Annotated in this window: 11 protein-coding genes and 1 pseudogene; 8 read left to right on the top strand and 4 right to left on the bottom strand. The window is 60.7% G+C overall.

Annotated elements, in window-relative coordinates:
* Positions 1 to 14: 14 nt before the first annotated feature.
* A complete protein-coding gene (locus tag OKW40_RS20985; RefSeq protein WP_090803537.1) occupies positions 15 to 773 on the top strand; it encodes an SDR family oxidoreductase in 759 nt (252 codons plus the stop codon).
* 140 nt (positions 774 to 913) lie between these two features.
* A complete protein-coding gene (locus OKW40_RS20980) occupies positions 914 to 2,233 on the top strand; it encodes an MFS transporter (RefSeq protein WP_184059550.1) in 1,320 nt (439 codons plus the stop codon).
* A 677-nt stretch (positions 2,234 to 2,910) separates the two neighbouring features.
* Here OKW40_RS20980 and OKW40_RS20975 read toward each other — a convergent pair.
* Positions 2,911 to 3,555, bottom strand: coding sequence for a phosphatase PAP2 family protein (locus OKW40_RS20975; RefSeq protein WP_429491330.1), 645 nt, complete (start codon positions 3,553 to 3,555; stop codon positions 2,911 to 2,913).
* 1,062 nt (positions 3,556 to 4,617) lie between these two features.
* Here OKW40_RS20975 and OKW40_RS20970 point away from each other — a divergent pair.
* A complete protein-coding gene (locus tag OKW40_RS20970; protein ID WP_429408461.1) occupies positions 4,618 to 5,568 on the top strand; it encodes a cupin domain-containing protein in 951 nt (316 codons plus the stop codon).
* Here OKW40_RS20970 and OKW40_RS20965 read toward each other — a convergent pair.
* Positions 5,559 to 6,521 carry a LysR substrate-binding domain-containing protein gene (locus tag OKW40_RS20965; protein ID WP_429491328.1) on the bottom strand — a complete coding sequence of 321 codons (963 nt, stop codon included), beginning with the start codon at positions 6,519 to 6,521 and terminating at the stop codon, positions 5,559 to 5,561. The genes OKW40_RS20970 and OKW40_RS20965 overlap by 10 nt on opposite strands.
* A gap of 683 nt (positions 6,522 to 7,204) precedes the next feature.
* Between OKW40_RS20965 and OKW40_RS20960 the strand changes: the two genes are divergently transcribed.
* Positions 7,205 to 8,083, top strand: coding sequence for a hypothetical protein (locus tag OKW40_RS20960; RefSeq protein ID WP_429491326.1), 879 nt, complete (start codon positions 7,205 to 7,207; stop codon positions 8,081 to 8,083).
* Positions 8,084 to 8,925: 842 nt separating this feature from the next.
* A complete protein-coding gene (locus tag OKW40_RS20955) occupies positions 8,926 to 9,504 on the top strand; it encodes an acetate uptake transporter (protein WP_184059554.1) in 579 nt (192 codons plus the stop codon).
* A gap of 340 nt (positions 9,505 to 9,844) precedes the next feature.
* Here the strand turns inward: OKW40_RS20955 and OKW40_RS20950 are convergent, their stop codons facing one another.
* Positions 9,845 to 10,267, bottom strand: coding sequence for an ACT domain-containing protein (locus OKW40_RS20950; RefSeq protein ID WP_429491324.1), 423 nt, complete (start codon positions 10,265 to 10,267; stop codon positions 9,845 to 9,847).
* Between the two features lie 286 nt (positions 10,268 to 10,553).
* Here OKW40_RS20950 and acs point away from each other — a divergent pair, with 286 nt between their 5' ends.
* Complete coding sequence (gene acs / locus OKW40_RS20945) at positions 10,554 to 12,614, top strand: acetate--CoA ligase (protein WP_429356791.1); 2,061 nt, start codon at positions 10,554 to 10,556, stop codon at positions 12,612 to 12,614.
* 151 nt (positions 12,615 to 12,765) lie between these two features.
* On the opposite strand, the gene OKW40_RS20940 is transcribed toward acs, so the two are convergent.
* Positions 12,766 to 14,820, bottom strand: coding sequence for a sigma-54-dependent Fis family transcriptional regulator (locus tag OKW40_RS20940; protein ID WP_429491322.1), 2,055 nt, complete (start codon positions 14,818 to 14,820; stop codon positions 12,766 to 12,768).
* Between the two features lie 310 nt (positions 14,821 to 15,130).
* Here OKW40_RS20940 and OKW40_RS20935 point away from each other — a divergent pair.
* Together OKW40_RS20935 and OKW40_RS20930 are read left to right on the top strand one after the other, a co-directional pair.
* Positions 15,131 to 16,658 (top strand): annotated as a pseudogene (locus OKW40_RS20935) (aldehyde dehydrogenase family protein).
* Between the two features lie 324 nt (positions 16,659 to 16,982).
* A complete protein-coding gene (locus tag OKW40_RS20930) occupies positions 16,983 to 17,234 on the top strand; it encodes a PAAR domain-containing protein (RefSeq protein ID WP_429335929.1) in 252 nt (83 codons plus the stop codon).
* The last annotated feature ends 18 nt before the right edge of the window (positions 17,235 to 17,252 follow it).

The raw sequence follows: 17,252 nt of genomic DNA, 5'->3' as shown, positions 1-17,252 counted from the left end.
ACAACGGAGACATCATGCGGTTGACAGGTAAAACGGCCATCGTCACGGGCGGCGGTTCGGGTTTCGGCGAAGGCATCGCAAAGACCTTTGCGCGCGAAGGCGCGAACGTCGTGGTCAACGACCTCAACGGCCCGGCCGCCGAGCGCGTCGCGAGTGAGATCGCGATTGCGGGCGGCAAGGCGATCGCGGTCCCCGGCAACGTCGCGCAACGCGACGACTGGCGCACGCTGCGCGAGGCCGCGCTGGAAGACTTCGGCAGCGTGCAGATCGTCGTCAACAACGCGGGCACCACGCATCGCAACAAGCCGGTACTCGAGGTGACCGAGGCCGAGTTCGACCGCGTCTATGCGGTGAACGTGAAGAGCATCTACTGGAGCGTGCAGGAGTTCGTGCCGTATTTTCGCGAGCAAGGCGGCGGCAGCTTCATCAATATCGCGTCGACGGCGGGCGTGCGGCCGCGGCCCGGGCTCGTCTGGTACAACGGCAGCAAGGGCGCGGTGATCGTCGCTAGCAAGTCGCTCGCCGTCGAGCTGGGGCCGGAGCGGATTCGCGTGAACTGCGTGAATCCGGTGATCGGTGAGACCGCGCTGTTGTCCGAGTTCATGGGGGTCGAGGATACGCCGCAGAACCGGCAGAAGTTCCTGGCAGGGATTCCTCTCGGGCGGTTTTCGACGCCGCAGGATATTGCGAATGCGGCGCTGTATCTGGCTTCGGATGAGGCGGAGTTTATTACCGGCGTGTGTCTCGAAGTGGATGGGGGGCGCTGCGTGTAGCGGTAGATGAAGCGCTGCGCACGCACTGCGTGCGCGGTCAGTGTTTTCCCCCAATATCGATTCGTCCTGCAAAAGACCTGGCGCGGATAGAATCGTGCGGCGGCGGCACTTCAATTCCATAAAAATGAGGAGACATAGTCATGGCTAGTCCTGCAAATCCGCTCCACCATCCCGGCGCTGGCGCGCCGCCTTCGACGTTCGAAGAGGCGACTTATCGCAAGGTTACCTGGCGGCTCGCGCCGCTATTGATGCTCTGCTACATCGTTGCCTATCTGGACCGTGTGAACGTCGGCTTCGCGAAGCTGGGGATGAGCACCGATCTTGGCTTGAGCGATGCGGTGTATGGCTTCGGCGCGGGGATTTTCTTCATCGGCTATTTCATCTTCGAAGTGCCGAGCAACGTGATCCTGCATAAGGTCGGCGCGCGTGTCTGGATCGCGCGGATCATGATTTCGTGGGGCGTGATATCCATGCTGACGATGTTAGTCACCACGCCGACGATGTTTTATGTGATGCGCTTTTTGCTCGGGCTTGCAGAGGCGGGTTTCTTTCCTGGGATTATTTTGTATCTCACCTACTGGTATCCGGCGCATCGGCGTGGACGGATGACGACCTGGTTTATGACGGCGATTGCGTTGTCGGGGGTGATTGGTGGGCCGGTGTCTGGGTACATCCTGAAGAACTTCAACGGCGTGAACGGGTGGCACGGGTGGCAGTGGCTGTTTCTGCTCGAGGGGGTGCCGTCGGTGCTGGTTGGGATCATCGTATTCGTGATGCTCGATGATCGGATTTCGAAGGCTAAGTGGCTGACCCGGGAAGAGCAGCAGTTGCTTGAGAGTCAGGTGTCGGCTGAGGAAGCGACCAAGCACGATATGCCGATTCGGCAGGTACTCACTAGCGGGCGGGTGTTGATGTTGAGCCTCACGTACTTCTCGTTTGTGATGGGGCTTTATGGGGTGAGCTTCTGGTTGCCGACGATTATCAAATCGACCGGCGTTACCGATGCGTTTTTGATTGGGCTGCTATCGGCGGTGCCGTTTGCGGCGGCTGTTGTGGCGATGGTGTTTGTGGCGCGGAGTGCGGATCGGTCGAGGGAACGGAGATGGCATATTGCGTTGCCGGCGTTTCTTGGTGCTGTGGGGCTCGTGCTTTCCGTCGTTTGGGCGCATAACACCCTGCTTGCCATGACTGGGTTGACGCTGGCTACCATGGGCATCCTCACTACACTGCCGTTGTTTTGGAGTTTGCCTACGGCGATTCTGGCAGGCACCGGCGCCGCTGCCGGGATTGCGATGATCAATTCGATTGGCAACCTTGCCGGTTTCCTTAGTCCTTATGCTGTGGGGTGGTTGAAGGAGGTTACCGCGGCGAACGATTCGGGGATGTATATGTTGGCGGCGTTCATGGTGCTGGGCGGTTTGCTTGCTATTAGTGCGCCGGCGAGGATGGTTAATAAGTGATTGGAGTCGCTGCTGAATGTTGCAGAAAGAGTGATTGCCCGCCTTCGCGGAATGCCACCGACGAGGTCGGGTTTATATGACCTTAGTGAAGCAGACGCAAAATCAGTCGGTGTCAAATTGGCGGGCGAGCTTCGCTCGACTTACTTCAAAAGCGTCCCCCCCAGTGTTGGGCGCGTTGGCATTTGGAGCAATGACTCGGGTTAGTGCCTCGCGTGTGAGCTCCCAACCGAAAGCTATAGCCGTACACGAGCAGCGGCACCTGTGGTGATCGGCCAACAATCAATCTTCCGTAACCAGCTCGGACACTCAGGCTTCCACTGCACCCAGGAAGCAGCCATTAAATCTGAGGGATGGCGGTCGCTTCTCATCGGCCATACCCGACGTTCGGCTGTCGGGGTTTGTGAGGCCGCTCCAAGTCGCATTTCCGACATTTGCATATCGGAGTTGGCGAATGTCGCACTCGCTGCGAGCGAATGCGTACTGTCGCCCCCTTTCGGTCCTTCGACGCAACGTGGTGAAATCGTCAGGTTTGGAGGGCGGATTCAAACGGCCATTCCATCGCGATGACGGTTCGCGATGCTGGATACGGGTGGTTGCGAGCAAACTCTGCGCGTCGAACTTACGGAGCGTTGTTCAAACGAGGTCAGGACGTCGCCGCGCCGCCCGCTGCACACCAGTCACGTGCGTTTCGCAACCAGACCTAGAACCGCTTCGCGAAGCCTACCGTTAAACCGTGGCGGGAGAATCTGCACGAACAGGGGTGTCTGCCACGTCGTGCTCAAGTATCCTACCGCCGTGCCCAGCGCCCAACCGGCGAGGACGTCGGTCTGCCAATGCGCCTGGCTTTTCACGCGTGCGATCGAATCATAGAGCGGCAACACCTCGAGTGCCCAAACCCACGGATCACGCCGACCATAGTTGACGATGAACGGCGTTACGAAACTCGCCTGAAGGGTGACTTCACCACTGGGAAAACTCTTTCCGCCGCTGAACCATTGGTTCGGTCCCTGGCCAGCGCTGGGCCGCTGGCGACCGAACGCATACTTCATGCCTTGGGCAGCGACCGCCGATATCGCCGTAGCGTCGGCCGATTGCCAGAATGTATGGCCCAGTTCGTTGTCGTTCCCAAGCCACAGAGCCCCACCCGCCGTCGTGGCTATCACGGCGTATTCAAGTGCGAGCTGAACATTGCGGTTCCATATGCCGCTCTGATCCAGCGCGACTTCATGATCGATCCCGCCGGCATATGCGCCCGAAAAAGTGAACGCCGTGATTGCGGCGGCTCCGCACCGTCTCCCTGTCACCCTGATTCCAGAAGTCATCGATCTCATTTTCGCCCTCGCGCAGCAGTGTGGCGAAAGGTTCGCGTAACTAGCTTTCTGCAGTTACTTTAAGACGCAACGTGAACGACGATCGCGGCCCGCACCATGATCGCCATGGATCATGGTGGCGACGATTGAAGGCAACTTCAGTCCGCCCCGGATCTATTCAAACCTTCCGATACTTCAATTGGCGCCTCGATGCGTAAACCGCCAGCAGAAGGAACTGCCGTCAACGTACCAACGCGACGGGATGCACAGCATGTGGTCGAATACGGTGAAACCCATGTTGCACAAGATCGTACTAGACCGATCTGAAGGAAACGTTAAGACCCGAAACGTTTCCAATGCTTAGGGAGCTAAGCCATGTCACATCAGCATCGAATTGATCGTGCCGGGCATATTCTCGCGATGGCACCAGAGGCGGCTTGAAAGGTCCTGTTAGCGCGGCACTTAACAACATGTCGAACCGATGTCGTCGGGCCCGGATCTCTGGTTTACCGAGGCCTGTGGCTGCCTGGGAAATCCCTAAATCCATGAACAGGACGGCCTGCCAGCATGAGTGCTTACGCCGCTAGACCGGCCTCAAGAGAAATGGCTGGTGTTGAAATGGATACGCATCCTCTACCGCTGCTGGCAGACTGGGACACGATACGACGAAAGCGTCTATCTAAACGCATTGAGGAAGCGAGGCTCGCCCCTTCTTGCAAACCTCATGCTTCCCCCTTCTAAAAGCTTGACGGACCGCCTCAGGGCGTGAAGCGGTCGATCAGAGTCCGAAATCAAACGTCCTTCGGTACGATTTCGGCCCCTCAACACAACCTCGTTGAACATTGCCTCCTGGCCGAACCTTGGCCGATGATGAACTGCCTAGCGGCCCGGCACGAACAACCCGCCGCGCCTCGAAACCGTCGTGGCACGGTGTTCCTTTTGCGCAAAGGTGATTTCGATGTCCGGCACTTCCGGCGCCAACGCCCCGCGCCTAAAGTCAGGTCAGCCTTCGGATGCGGATCCTCACAAATGGAACCGCGCGAAGCCCCCTCAAAACTCAAAAGGAGCAAAACCATGCTGACCAGGACATCCCCCGCGCTTCTCACCAAACCGAATGTCGCCACGGAAGACGCGCAATACTTCGAATACACTTCGTCCGCCAATCCGATTGGTGCGAAGCTCATCTCGCGTGTGCCGTTCTGCAGCTTCTCGCCTTCGCTTTATGCAGACGGCGCAACCCGAGTCGTGCCGCTTGACCTTTCTGCGGAGTTGGGCTGCCCAGGTCCCGCGACCGGTCCCGGCTTGAGCGCCAACTTCCTGCGCATCAATGCGGGCGACGCGTTGACACTCGATCCCAATGCGACCTCGCAGGTCTGCTACGTCATTAGCGGAGCGGGTAGCGTGCAGCAGTCCGAAACGAGCTTCCCCTTTTCGATGGGCGATTTCTTCACGTTCCCGGGCGGCCATGCCACGGTGCTGTCCGCTGCTGCGACGGCCACGCTCTATTACGTCAATGACGCGCCGCTGCTCACCTATCTTGGTACCACCGGAGTACATGCGCGCTTTGCGCCGACACGCTATCCGGCCGCCGAGGCGCAGGCAGCACTGCGCGCGGTCGCGGAACAAGCGAACGCGGGTCGTCGCAACCGCATCAGCGTACTAATGGGCAACACCAACTTTCCGCAGACGCGCACGGTCACGCATGTGTTGTGGGCGATGTTCGGCATCGTGCCGCCCAACTCGGTGCAGAAGCCGCACCGGCACCAGTCGATTGCACTCGACTTCATCGCCAGCGGCAAGCCGGGTGTCTATACGCTGGTCGGAACGGAACTGGACAGGGATGGCAATATCGTGAACCCGACCCGCGTCGATTGGAAAACGGGGATGGCATTCGTCACGCCGCCGGGACACTGGCATGCGCATTTCAACGAAACGAACGAAAACGCCTATGTGATTCCGATCCAGGATGCAGGCTTGCAGACTTACCTGCGCACGCTAGACATCCGCTTCGCCCATCAAGGCTGACGCTCCAGTGCGAGTCCGTCGTCCCAGTACGGCGGCTCGCCAAACGCCTCGGCATAGAAATCCACGAAGGCGCGCACCTTCGACGAGACGATCTTCTTCGGTGGGTAGACCGCCCAGACCGCGGGTTCGGCTCGTCCGGTGCGTGCTTCCCATTCCGGTAGCACGTGCTGCAAGCGTCCTCCGCGCAGGGCCGTAGAGGCGAGCCATGTCGGCAGGAGCGCCACGCCACAACCGGCCACGGCGAGCGCGAGCACGGCTTCGGAGTCGTCAGCGCGTAAGCGCCCCTGCAACTCTACCAGCACCTGTTCCTGTTCTTGCGACGCCCGCGCGTCCGCGGTGACCAGCGTGAAATACCATTTGTCGTCCGGAACCAGGGACACGCGAAGCGCATCGCGCGCGGCCAGATCGCCAGGCACACGCGGCGTGCCGCTACGCGCGAAATACGCCGGGCTGCCACAGACGATACGACGATGCGGTGCCAGGCGCCTCGCCATCAATGACGAATCGGGCAGCACGCCGGTACGGATCGCCACATCAATGCCCGCATCGATCATGTTGAGCGTTTCGTCCGTAGAGACGATGTCGAGGTCGATATCAGGATAGCGCGCCATGAAGGCCGGCAGATGCGGCACGATGTGCAGGCGGCCGAATGCCGGTGGCATTGTCACGCGCAGCACGCCTTGTGGCGTGCGATTTAGCGACGACGTCACTTCGCGCGCGTCATCGAGTGCTTGCAACGCTAACAAGGCGTGTTCACGAAACAGCCGGCCGCCTTCTGTCAGGACGAGGCCGCGCGTCGACCGGTTGAATAGGGCGATGCCCAGATCTCTTTCGAGTTCGCTGACGTAGCGGGAGACAGTCGAGATCTTGACTGACAGTGCATTGGCCGTCTTGCTGAAGCTCTGCAGTTCCGCTGCGCAAACGAAGGCCCGTACTGCGGCGAAGTAGTCCATGGACTGTCTGACGTGGATGGGATTACCTGGCTTTTGCCGAGACCGGTAGTGTACTGCCCCGGCGCGGGCGAGTGTCGCTCGTTCCCCGGCTGCAGGCCGGCAGCGATTGGCGGCACGCGACCCCTTCGAGTCACTCAATCCACGTTGACGAATGTCCCCCTGCTGCCCCTACAGGAGGCCATCGTCAATCTGTTCGCCCCGAAGGGCTTTTCAAGTCAAGGCCGAAGGTAGTCCATTGGCAGCACTTACTGGCGGATCAGTCATACCTTTGCCGGGATTCAACGGCATCGGGAGCACCGTCAAAAAATGTTCATGGTCAAGCGGCCCAGATGGACTATATACAAACGAGGGGCGGCGAACGGCTGTACGTCCAACGAAAACCGCCCTTGACTCAGGTCCGCGAGAGCCGCAGTCAAGCCGAACGGAGATGTACGACGCCGAATAGTCGCGACCCGGCTCCCGACCAATCCACCGCTGCCCGATGTTCCCTGTTCGACCTCCTTAACCCCCGTGTAGTAAACGCGACAAGGGGTGAAGTAATGAAACAGCTCGCGAACTGGGTAACGCTCTTGCAGGTCTGCCTGTAGCCCAATTTATCAAGGACGTAACGTACAGCTACCTGCTCTGCCCACTCGCCCATCCGACGTCACCCGTTCGCTCGTCGCCCACGCAAGGAGTACGCCATGTCATTTTTCACGTGCCGTTTAACGTTTCTATTGCGAACCATCGCGTTCGCGACGGCGTTAGGATTCGCTTCAATCAGCATTGCGCAAGCCGATTCGGAGGTCGATCCGCCAGGAGCGGTTTACGTTCTGTCAAACCAGCCGTCCGGGAACTCGGTTCTTGTCTATTCGCGGGCTGCCAACGGAATACTCACCTACGAAGCCACGTACTCAACCGGCGGCCAAGGAGCAGGCACAGGAACCGATCCGCTAGGCTCGCAGGGTTCGCTGACGTTGCAAGGGGGCTTTCTGTTCGCCGTGAATGCCGGCAGCAATGATGTTTCGCTGTTCGCGGTCGACGGCAGCAAACTGACGCTGCTCGACAGAAAACCATCGGGTGGTCAAATGCCCGTCAGCGTGACCGTGAAGGGGCCCATCGCGTATGTGCTTAATGCCGGAGGCACACCGAACATCAATGGCTTTATCGTCGACGCGTTTGGCAAGCGTCTCGTTCCATTACCAGGCTCACAACGACCACTTGCCGGCGGAAACTCCGCCCAGCCCGCGCAAGTGAAGTTTGCGCCGGAAGGCAACGAACTGCTCGTGACCGAAAAGGGCACACAACTCATTGACACGTATTATGTCGGCTTCACCGGTTACGCCTCGAAGACTCCAACCCCCCATGCGTCAAACGGCGTCACGCCGTTCGGCTTTTCCATCACGACCCGGGGTTATGCGATCGTCTCCGAGGCCGGATCTGGTTCGGTTTCCTCATATGAGGTCGAGGGACAGCAAACATCTGACTTCCATCAGTGCAGCAATTCCCTTGGGCCAGAGCGCCCCTTGCTGGCTTGTCACCACGGGCGATGGACGTTTTGCCTACACGGCCAATGCCGGTAGCGGCTCGATCAGCAGTCTGCGGATCGCGGCGGACGGCACAGTACGCTTGCTCAATCCGACTGCAGGCACACTCAGCGCTCCCCTTGACATGGCGCTCAGTGGTCACAGCAAATTCCTCTACGTTCGTGAAGGTAACGGCGCTGTAAGTGGCTTTCGCGTGATGCCAGACGGAACACTCGAGCCACTTGGCTCAGTCACCGGCGTACCGCCGGGGGCACAAGGGATCGCGGCGCGCTAGACACATCTCCCCCGCGCTGGGAGATGTGCACGCGGGATCATGCTTTCGTATCCCTGTATCGGCAGCCTTCGCGCAAGAACGTTGCCGGTACCGCTGAGCACCCGCCGTCCACCTTGATCCGATTGAAATCGAGGCTCCCGGTCAAGCAGGTGTTAGGTGAGTCCAAACGGGCGACGGTGAGCGAGTCGAATCCCATCACTTTCTTCAAGGCTTCCTGGAGTCACATTGACTCCCGGCCCTCCCATGGCCGATCCGGCCGGTTGGCACGGGTCCGGCCAAGAGGCCGCTCTTGAGTGCCCAACCGACACTCGAACGCCATTGACCCGCTTTCGATCACGTTCATACGGGTAGCGACACGCTGCGTCTATCTGGCGGTCATCCTCCAGCCAGATCAGTACCATCCGATTCGGCGAGCGGCGCAACGCATCCTACACTTAAGTTCAACCGCGCAGGCTTGCACGTGGCGGCGCCACAAATTGGGCCGAACGCATATTGCGCTGATGGCCATCGATAGCGAGCATGGCGCGGTCGCGTTCGGCGGCGACCGAGGGATTCGTATCGTCTCCGGATATGTCTCAGATGCTAACCACCAAGGAGGCGGTTTATGAACAGTAAGTTAGCCAACCCGGCGCCGCTCGGGCTCGCTGGATTCGCATTCACCACATGGATGCTCAGCATGGTGAACGCCGGCTGGTTCGACAAGGATGCCTTGGGGCTCGTGCTGGCGCTAGCGTTCGCTTTCGGCGGCACGGCGCAGATGATCGCGGGCGTGCTCGAATTTCCACGCGGCAATACGCTAGGCACGGTGGCGTTCCTCAGTTACGGCTCCTTCTGGTGGTCCTTTGCGCTGTTTGTCGCGTTCCTGGGCACCAAGGTGCCTGAGGCCTTCATCGGCTGGTATCTGTTTGTGTGGGGGGTCTTCACGTTCTACATGTGGATCGGCTCGCTGCACACGAGTACGTCTGTGCAACTGGTGTTTCTCTCGCTGTGGGTCACTTTTCTGCTGTTGGCGATCGGCGCATGGACAGGTATGGGCGTTGCCACGCGGGCCGGCGGCTATGTAGGCTTGATTACCGCTCTACTGGCGTTCTATGCGTCGGCGGCGATGGTGATCAACGAAAGCTTCGGACACACCGTGCTTCCGACACACGACTGGGCACAAGCCCATCCGCGAGCGGCCTAGCCACTCGGCGCGGGTCGGCCGGCGTGCAGCAAGCGCGCCGGCCAGTCAGGCCTGCGGTGCTCCACGGAGACGGAGACCAAGTCTGAGTATCGAGTCTTTCCGGTATCAGCTAAGTGGGTCGAGAAATGTGGACCGACTGGACTCGTTACGAGGCGATGGATCGCCGTTCGATGAGGAACTCTGATGTTCGAACGAATACCCCCTGACAATTCGCGCTATCGGCGGGTGTGATCACTGGCCGGCTTTACGACGTCATAAACGTGTCAGGGCGTTGCTGCGATGGCGTCCCACGGCCGGCGCGGCACGCAAGCACTCCTTTTGGTCGCGGCGGCGCAACGTCCTACGCCTGCTGCAAAATCTCCATTGCACGAATCGTGTCACACAGCGCGTCCATTGCCAGGTAGGCAACGAACTGTGTGCCGATAGCGGCAGCCGAAACGCCGCGAAGGTTGATTCCCCCGGTAGCCAACTTTTGGGTCAACTCTGCAATGATGCCCGGCCGGTCGGGGCCCATCACCCGCACCGGGTGAAGACTCGGGAGGACGTTGAACCCCACCTGCGAGGCGGCACGAATTTCTCGGTCGTTCTGAAGCGGCGCGAGAAACACGACCGCCTTCCCGGGTGCTTCCGCAGTTCGACGGGAGATGATGAATTGCAGGTTCGCTCCGGCATCTCGCAGGACACTTAACACTTCGGCGAGACCGCCGGGCCTGTCCTCGATTGTGGCCGCCCATACATCGACACGTTCAACGAGCAGATCCATGGCGCCTCTCCCGTTTGATGAACCCCAATGAAAATTGAGTTCAGGGTTGAGCGACCGGCAAGTCAACGCTCGTCGTCGCGCTAACACCATTGGCCCTCGGGATGCAGCTCTTTGACAGGGAATACGTTGCTTGGCATTGCATCCGCCCTGGCCTTAAATTCGTTATGCAGCGCACGGACTGTCGCGCCTGGTGTCCAGACCCATGAGACAGGTCGAAAGACGCGCTGCCGCGGGTAGCGTGGGACACCTCGTGTCGCTGGGCACCTAGAAGCAAGGAGGAACTGTCATGTCACGAGACAAGTCATCGCGCCGCGCTTCCGCAGAGCAACAAGCGGCCGAGGTTTCCGAGGCGCAAATCGCCGTGCACTGGCCTGAAGAGGAATATTTCCCGCCGCCCGCCTCGTTCATCGCCCAAGCCAATCTGACAGACGCGGGAGTGTTCGCACGTTTCTCTCTCGACAAATTCCCCGAGTGCTTCAAGGAATTCGCGGACCTTCTCGACTGGTACAGGTACTGGGACACGATGTTCGACGCGAGCAATCCTCCGTTCTGGCGCTGGTTCGTCGGTGGCCGGATCAATGCCTGCTACAACTGCGTGGATCGTCACCTCGCCGCCTACCGGAACAAGGCCGCGATCCATTTCGTGCCAGAGCCCGAGGACGAGACGGTCCAGCATGTCACCTACCAGGAACTTTATGTCCGCGTAAGCGAGTTCGCGGCCATGCTACGCGACTTCTGCGGTCTAAAAGCCGGTGACCGGGTTACTCTCCATATGCCTATGGTGGCGGAGCTGCCCATCACGATGCTCGCCTGCGCCCGGCTCGGAGTGATTCACTCGCAGGTATTTAGCGGCTTCAGCGGCGCGGCCTGCGCCGACCGCATCCTGGATTCCGAGAGCCGTCTGCTGATTACGATGGACGCTTACTGGCGTGGCGGCAAGCTGATCGATCACAAGGAAAAAGCCGACACCGCGTTCGCCGAAGCTGCCGGGAAGGGTCATCAGGCCGAGAAGGTTCTGATCTGGCAGCGGTATCCGGGCAAGTATTCGAGTCCGACGCAGCTCGTGGAAGAACGCGATGTCATCGTCAACGACGCCCTCAAGGCGTTCCGCGGCAAACGTGTCGAGCCCGTGCAGATGCCCGCTGAGGCACCGCTATTCCTCATGTATTCGAGCGGTACCACGGGCCGCCCCAAGGGGTGCCAGCATTCCATTGGAGGCTACCTCGCCTACGTCGCCTGGACATCGAAATACATCCAGGACATCCACCCCGAGGACGTGTATTGGTGCATGGCCGACATCGGCTGGATTACCGGTCACTCCTACATTGTCTACGGCCCGCTCGCGCTCGCGGCCTCGTCGGTCGTGTACGAAGGCGTGCCCGTCTACCCCGATGCCGGGCGCCCTTGGCGAATTGCCGAAAACCTCGGCGTCAATATCTTCCACACGTCGCCGACTGCGATCCGCGCACTGCGGCGCAGCGGACCGGACGAACCCGCGAAGTACAGCTATCACTTCAAGCACATGACGACCGTGGGCGAACCCATCGAGCCCGAAGTCTGGAAGTGGTATCACCGGTCTGTCGGGAAGGGGGAGGCCGTCATCGTCGACACGTGGTGGCAAACTGAAACGGGCGGGTTCCTTTGCAGCACGGTGCCGGCGTTGCACAAGATGAAGCCCGGCAGTGCCGGTCCGGGAATACCTGGTATTCATCCGGTGATTTACGACGACGCCGGTAATGAACTTGCAAGCGGTTCCGGCAAGGCGGGCAACATCTGTATTCTCAATCCGTGGCCCGGCGCGTTTCAGACCATCTGGAGGGCCCCGGAGCGCTACGTGAAAACGTACTATGCCCGCTACTGCCGGGATCCCAAGAGCAAGGACTGGCGCGACTGGCCCTACATGGCGGGAGACGGTGCTGTCGACGCTGCGGACGGCTACTTCCGGATTCTCGGTCGCATCGACGACGTGATCAACGTCGCCGGCCATCGCCTCGGTACCAAAGAAATCGAGTCAGCCGCCCTGCTTGTCCCCGAAGTCGTCGAAGCGGCTGTCGTGCCGGTCGCCGACGAGATCAAGGGCAGAGTGCCCGAACTGTATGTTTCGTTAAAGCCCGGGGTGGAAGCTTCGGAGGAGCTTGCAAAGCGGGTCACAGACTCGGTGGTCGATCGGATCGGAGCCATCGCGAAGCCGCACCGGGTGGTCATTGTTCCGGACATGCCCAAGACCCGGTCGGGCAAGATCATGCGGCGCGTGCTCGCAGCACTTTCAAACCATCAAGACCCCGGAGACGTATCCACGCTGGCTAACCCGGAGGTCGTTGACAGTCTGCGGGAGCTCGTGAAGTAATGGGGGCTACGTCCATGATCATCACGCGGCGCGCGCGGCGGGCGGGCGGCCATCGGGCGCCGCAGCCTTCGTCACCCATGTGACTCGACTCATAGGGAAAACTGGCCGGTCACCGCGGCCATTATCGATTGGTCCTGCGCAAACTCCCGCGTCAATCCTTTTCCGCCACCCGCCCCGGCTGCACAGCCGGCATCCTGCGATAGATCGTGTTCCGCGAGACCCCGAGCGCACGCGCCGCGGCAGACACGTTTCCGCCGTGGCGCGCCAGCGTCATCGCAACCACAGAGGTGGCAACATCCTGCAGCCGAGCACCGTCGGGCAGCGACGCATCGCCAGCAGCAGGGGCATCCGCAGCCGAACCGGCCGAAATGGCTGAAGAGCTCGAAGCGGCCGACGCAGCAGAGCCCCCCTGTCCAACCTCGCCATCGCCGCAACCCGCGCCCCCCACATCATCCAAAAAATCATCCGGCAAATGCTCCCACCGAATCACCCCATCCTCCTCCACCATCGCCGCCGCAGTGCGCAGCAGATTAGCCAGTTGCCGACAGTTACCCCGCCACGCATGTCGCCCGAACACCGCCATCACATCAGCCGCAACGCTGAGCGCCTGCCGCCCCCCGCTTTCGACTGATTCCCACTGCAACATCTTTTGAACGACGACCGCGAGATCGCTCCGCTCACGCAACGCCGGCAACCGAACCGCAAGCCCGTTGATCCGATAGTAAAGATCCTCGCGAAACTGGTTCTGCGCGATCATCTCGCGCAAGTTGCGGTGGGTCGCGCAAATAATGGAGACATCGACAGGGACCGCCCGCGTCGCCCCAAGCGGCGTCACAACCCGCTCCTGCAAAACACGCAGCAACCGCACCTGCAACGAATACGGCATATCCCCGATCTCATCGAGAAACAGCGTGCCTCCATTCGCCTGCATCAGCTTGCCGATCGCCCCTTTACGCCGCGCGCCGGTAAACGCACCCTCTTCATACCCGAATAGCTCAGATTCGATCAGCGACTCCGGAATCGAAGCACAATTAACCGCAACGAACGGCCCATCACCTCGCGGCGAATCGTTATGAATCGCCTGCGCGAGCAACTCCTTGCCGGTACCGGTCTCGCCGGTGATCAGAATCGGAATATCCTTGCCGAGCACCTTGCGAACCTTCGCGATCAGTGCGGACACACGAGCATCGCCGGTATCGAGATCGCCGAGCCGCGACAGTCCCGCAGCCGGTTGACGCGCATTCGCACACACCGGTCGCGGTGCGACTGCACCCTGCACATCGACGGCTCCACGCCCCAGCCCAAACGACGCCCGCCTGAACTGCCCGCGCGCGCAAACCACCGCACCGTTGTGCAAATTCAGCATCAGATGCGGCGCGACGCCATGCGTCAAACGATCGATCAATTGCGCATACGAGATCTGAAATAGCGACGATAGCGTATGCGCGCGCAACGCAGCGAGCGACAAGCCCAACTGAAACTGCGCACTTCGATTCGCGGACAGAAAGCGCCCATCATCGGTAAACGCAATGATCCCTTCCATCAGCGTGCCGAGAAATTCCGGCCGGCCGTGGAAAGATACTTGCAGCACGTCGCGAAACGCAGTCGAGAACAGATGGTTTTCGATCATCTGCACCGACATCTTCGCGAGTGCCGTCGTGTGCTGGTGATAGCTGCGGTGGTCGCCCGTCACGTCGAGCACGCCGATCAGATCGCCGTACGGATCGAGAATCGGCACACTCGAACAGGTCAGGAAGCGGTTCGCCGCCAGATAGTGCTGGTCCCCATGAACGACCATCGCACACCTCTCGGCCAGCGAGGTACCGATCGCGTTGGTCCCCTGACGATCCTCGGCCCAGTTCGCGCCAGGCCGCAGCGCCACTTTTTCCGCGCGATGCAGAAAATCGTCGTCGCCGATCGAATGCAGGATCAACCCTTCGGCGTTGGTCAGCACGATCATGCTTTGCGTGTTGACGATCTGCTCGCGCAGCGTCTCCATGACCGGCATCGCATGCGCGCACAGCACCTGGTTCTGTTCGCGCTTCAGCGCGAGGCCCCTGTCGGACAGGATGTCGTAATCCGGCCGGATCGATGCGCGCAGGCCGAACGTCTCGGAGCGTTCGTGGGCTTTCTGGATCGCCGGTGCGGGCCAACCTTTGGAGCGGTTAGCCGCCGCCACGCCGAGCGGATGAACGTCGTCGCGCATTGTCTCCTCCTGAATGCGCCCGGGTCGTGCCGGACGCTTTGATGCGTGTCAACAGAATACTCCCTTTGCCAGTCCGCCCGACGCCTGCGGCAACCCCGCGCGGGCCCGCATCCTTGATCTGCGTCAGCGTCGGCCGAATCTGCGGCGTTTCTGAACACCCGCTGCCCGCGCAACTGTTCCGAAACGGAACACCTCCGCCATGCAGCTCACCGCAATCCCTGAAATAGCCCACTTCGATGCATTGGTACGGTTCGTGCTTGATGTGGTCCCGCGCAGTCACCCGATCACCATCACAAAACGGAGACAAGTGATGAATCCATTTGACCTGAAAGCCCTCGGCATCGACATCGAGTATCCCTATCGCCAGCGTTACGAAAACTACATCGGCGGCAAGTGGGTACCGCCGGTCGGCGGCGACTATTTCGACAACGTGTCGCCGATCAACGCGCAGCCGTTTTGTCGCGTGCCTCGCTCGAGCGCCGCCGATATCGACCTCGCCATCGACGCCGCGCACGCAGCGCGCCGCAAATGGGCGAAGACGTCGGTGACAGAGCGCGCGAACCAGTTGCTGGCGGTGGCCGAGCGCATGGAGAAGAACCTGAAGCTGCTAGCGGTCGCCGAGACGATCGACAACGGCAAGCCGCTGCGCGAAACGATGGCCGCGGACCTGCCGCTCGCCGTCGATCATTTCCGCTATTTCGCGGGCTGCATCCGCGCGCAGGAAGGCGGCATCTCGGAGATCGACGACAACACGGTCGCTTATCACTTTCACGAGCCGGCTGGGGTGGTCGGTCAGATCATCCCGTGGAATTTTCCGCTGCTGATGGCCGCATGGAAGCTCGCGCCCGCGCTCGCGGCCGGCTGCTGCGTCGTGATGAAGCCGGCCGAGCAGACGCCGGCTTCGATACTCGTGCTGATCGAACTGATCGGCGACCTGTTCCCCGCCGGGGTCATCAACATCGTCAACGGCTTCGGCAAGGAAGCGGGCGAAGCGCTCGCCACCAGCAAGCGCATCGCGAAGATCGCGTTCACCGGCTCGACGCCGGTCGGCAAGCGCATCCTGCACGCAGCCGCGGACAACCTGATCCCGTCGACGGTCGAACTCGGCGGCAAGAGCCCGAACATCTTCTTCGCCGACGTGCTCGATCGCGACGACGCGTTCCTCGACAAGGCGCTCGAAGGTCTCGCGATGTTCGCGCTGAATCAGGGCGAAGTGTGCACGTGCCCGTCGCGCGTGCTGGTTCAGGAGTCGATTTACGAGCGCTTCATCGAGAAGGCGATCGCCCGGGTGGAACGCATCAAGGCTGGCCATCCGCTGAACCTCGAAACGATGATCGGTGCGCAGGCATCGCAGCAGCAGCTCGACAAGATTCTGTCGTATATCGACATCGGCCGGGACGAAGGGGCGCAGTGCCTCGTCGGCGGCGAGCGCGCAACCCCTGGCGCCGGCCTCGGCGAGGGTTTCTACGTGAAGCCGACGATGCTGTTCGGCAACAACGATATGCGTGTGTTCCAGGAGGAGATCTTCGGGCCGGTCGCCTCGGTGATGACGTTCAAGGACGAACAGCAAGCGATCGAACTCGCGAACGACACGTACTATGGCCTGGGCGCGGGCGTGTGGACTCGCGACGGTACCCGCGCTTACAAGATGGGGACGCGAGATCGAGGCGGGACGCGTGTGGACCAACTGCTATCACCTGTATCCGGCGCATGCTGCCTTCGGTGGCTACAAGCAGTCGGGGATCGGGCGCGAAACACACAAGATGGCGTTGTCGAACTATCAGCAGACGAAGTGTCTGCTGGTCAGCTATCAGGCGGAGGCGCTGGGGTTCTTCTAAGCGAAGGGCGCGTCGTCTATGGACGGCGCGTGCCGAAGAATGTCACTGTGCAGCCGGCTGACAAACGCCCGCAGGAACGATTCCCGTAAGCCGTGATCTCGAACAGACCAGGCGCCGCCGCAGTGACGATCGCGGCGAGCGCGCTGTTGGCAGGTTCATCCGGGGCCTCGGCGCATGGGGGATGCTTCTTCTGGAAGCTGTGAGATCCCGTTCGCCCGACAAATCAAACAAATTGCCTACATAGGCTAAAAATTCATCCAATTCCGAATGCTCCTGGTTGCCCCGCTCCCGATACTGTCGTTCGCACATAACAGGGGATGACCGATGAAGAACGGCAACGGCCAGCCGATGATCCGGCTCGCAGACAAGACGACGCACGACGGCACGGTCATCGAGGCCGCGACAGACCTCATGCACATGGGCATCCCGGTTGCACTCGATGGACACGGCGTCGAGTGTCCGAAGTGTGGCGGTGTCTATCCGATCATCGCGACCGGCCAGCGAACCCACAATGGCAAGCGGGTCAGCCATGCCGGCGACAGGACGGGCTGCGGCGCGATCCTGATCGCTTCATGATCGCTTCCCGATTGCCAC

The organism is Paraburkholderia sp. RAU6.4a (assembly GCF_050435625.1).
Lineage (GTDB): Bacteria > Pseudomonadota > Gammaproteobacteria > Burkholderiales > Burkholderiaceae > Paraburkholderia > Paraburkholderia tuberum.
Note: the sequence above shows the minus strand (reverse complement) of the source record. Positions and strands in the feature narration are given on the sequence as shown.

Excerpts from the sequence above, each read along its gene's own strand:
- OKW40_RS20985 (WP_090803537.1), top strand. The coding sequence starts at position 15 with ATGCGGTTGACAGGTAAAACGGCCATCGTCACGGGCGGCGGTTCGGGT.
- OKW40_RS20980 (WP_184059550.1), top strand. The coding sequence starts at position 914 with ATGGCTAGTCCTGCAAATCCGCTCCACCATCCCGGCGCTGGCGCGCCG.
- OKW40_RS20975 (WP_429491330.1), bottom strand. The coding sequence starts at position 3,555 with ATGACTTCTGGAATCAGGGTGACAGGGAGACGGTGCGGAGCCGCCGCA.
- OKW40_RS20970 (WP_429408461.1), top strand. The coding sequence starts at position 4,618 with ATGCTGACCAGGACATCCCCCGCGCTTCTCACCAAACCGAATGTCGCC.
- OKW40_RS20965 (WP_429491328.1), bottom strand. The coding sequence starts at position 6,521 with ATGGACTACTTCGCCGCAGTACGGGCCTTCGTTTGCGCAGCGGAACTG.
- OKW40_RS20960 (WP_429491326.1), top strand. The coding sequence starts at position 7,205 with ATGTCATTTTTCACGTGCCGTTTAACGTTTCTATTGCGAACCATCGCG.
- OKW40_RS20955 (WP_184059554.1), top strand. The coding sequence starts at position 8,926 with ATGAACAGTAAGTTAGCCAACCCGGCGCCGCTCGGGCTCGCTGGATTC.
- OKW40_RS20950 (WP_429491324.1), bottom strand. The coding sequence starts at position 10,267 with ATGGATCTGCTCGTTGAACGTGTCGATGTATGGGCGGCCACAATCGAG.
- acs (WP_429356791.1), top strand. The coding sequence starts at position 10,554 with ATGTCACGAGACAAGTCATCGCGCCGCGCTTCCGCAGAGCAACAAGCG.
- OKW40_RS20940 (WP_429491322.1), bottom strand. The coding sequence starts at position 14,820 with ATGCGCGACGACGTTCATCCGCTCGGCGTGGCGGCGGCTAACCGCTCC.
- OKW40_RS20930 (WP_429335929.1), top strand. The coding sequence starts at position 16,983 with ATGAAGAACGGCAACGGCCAGCCGATGATCCGGCTCGCAGACAAGACG.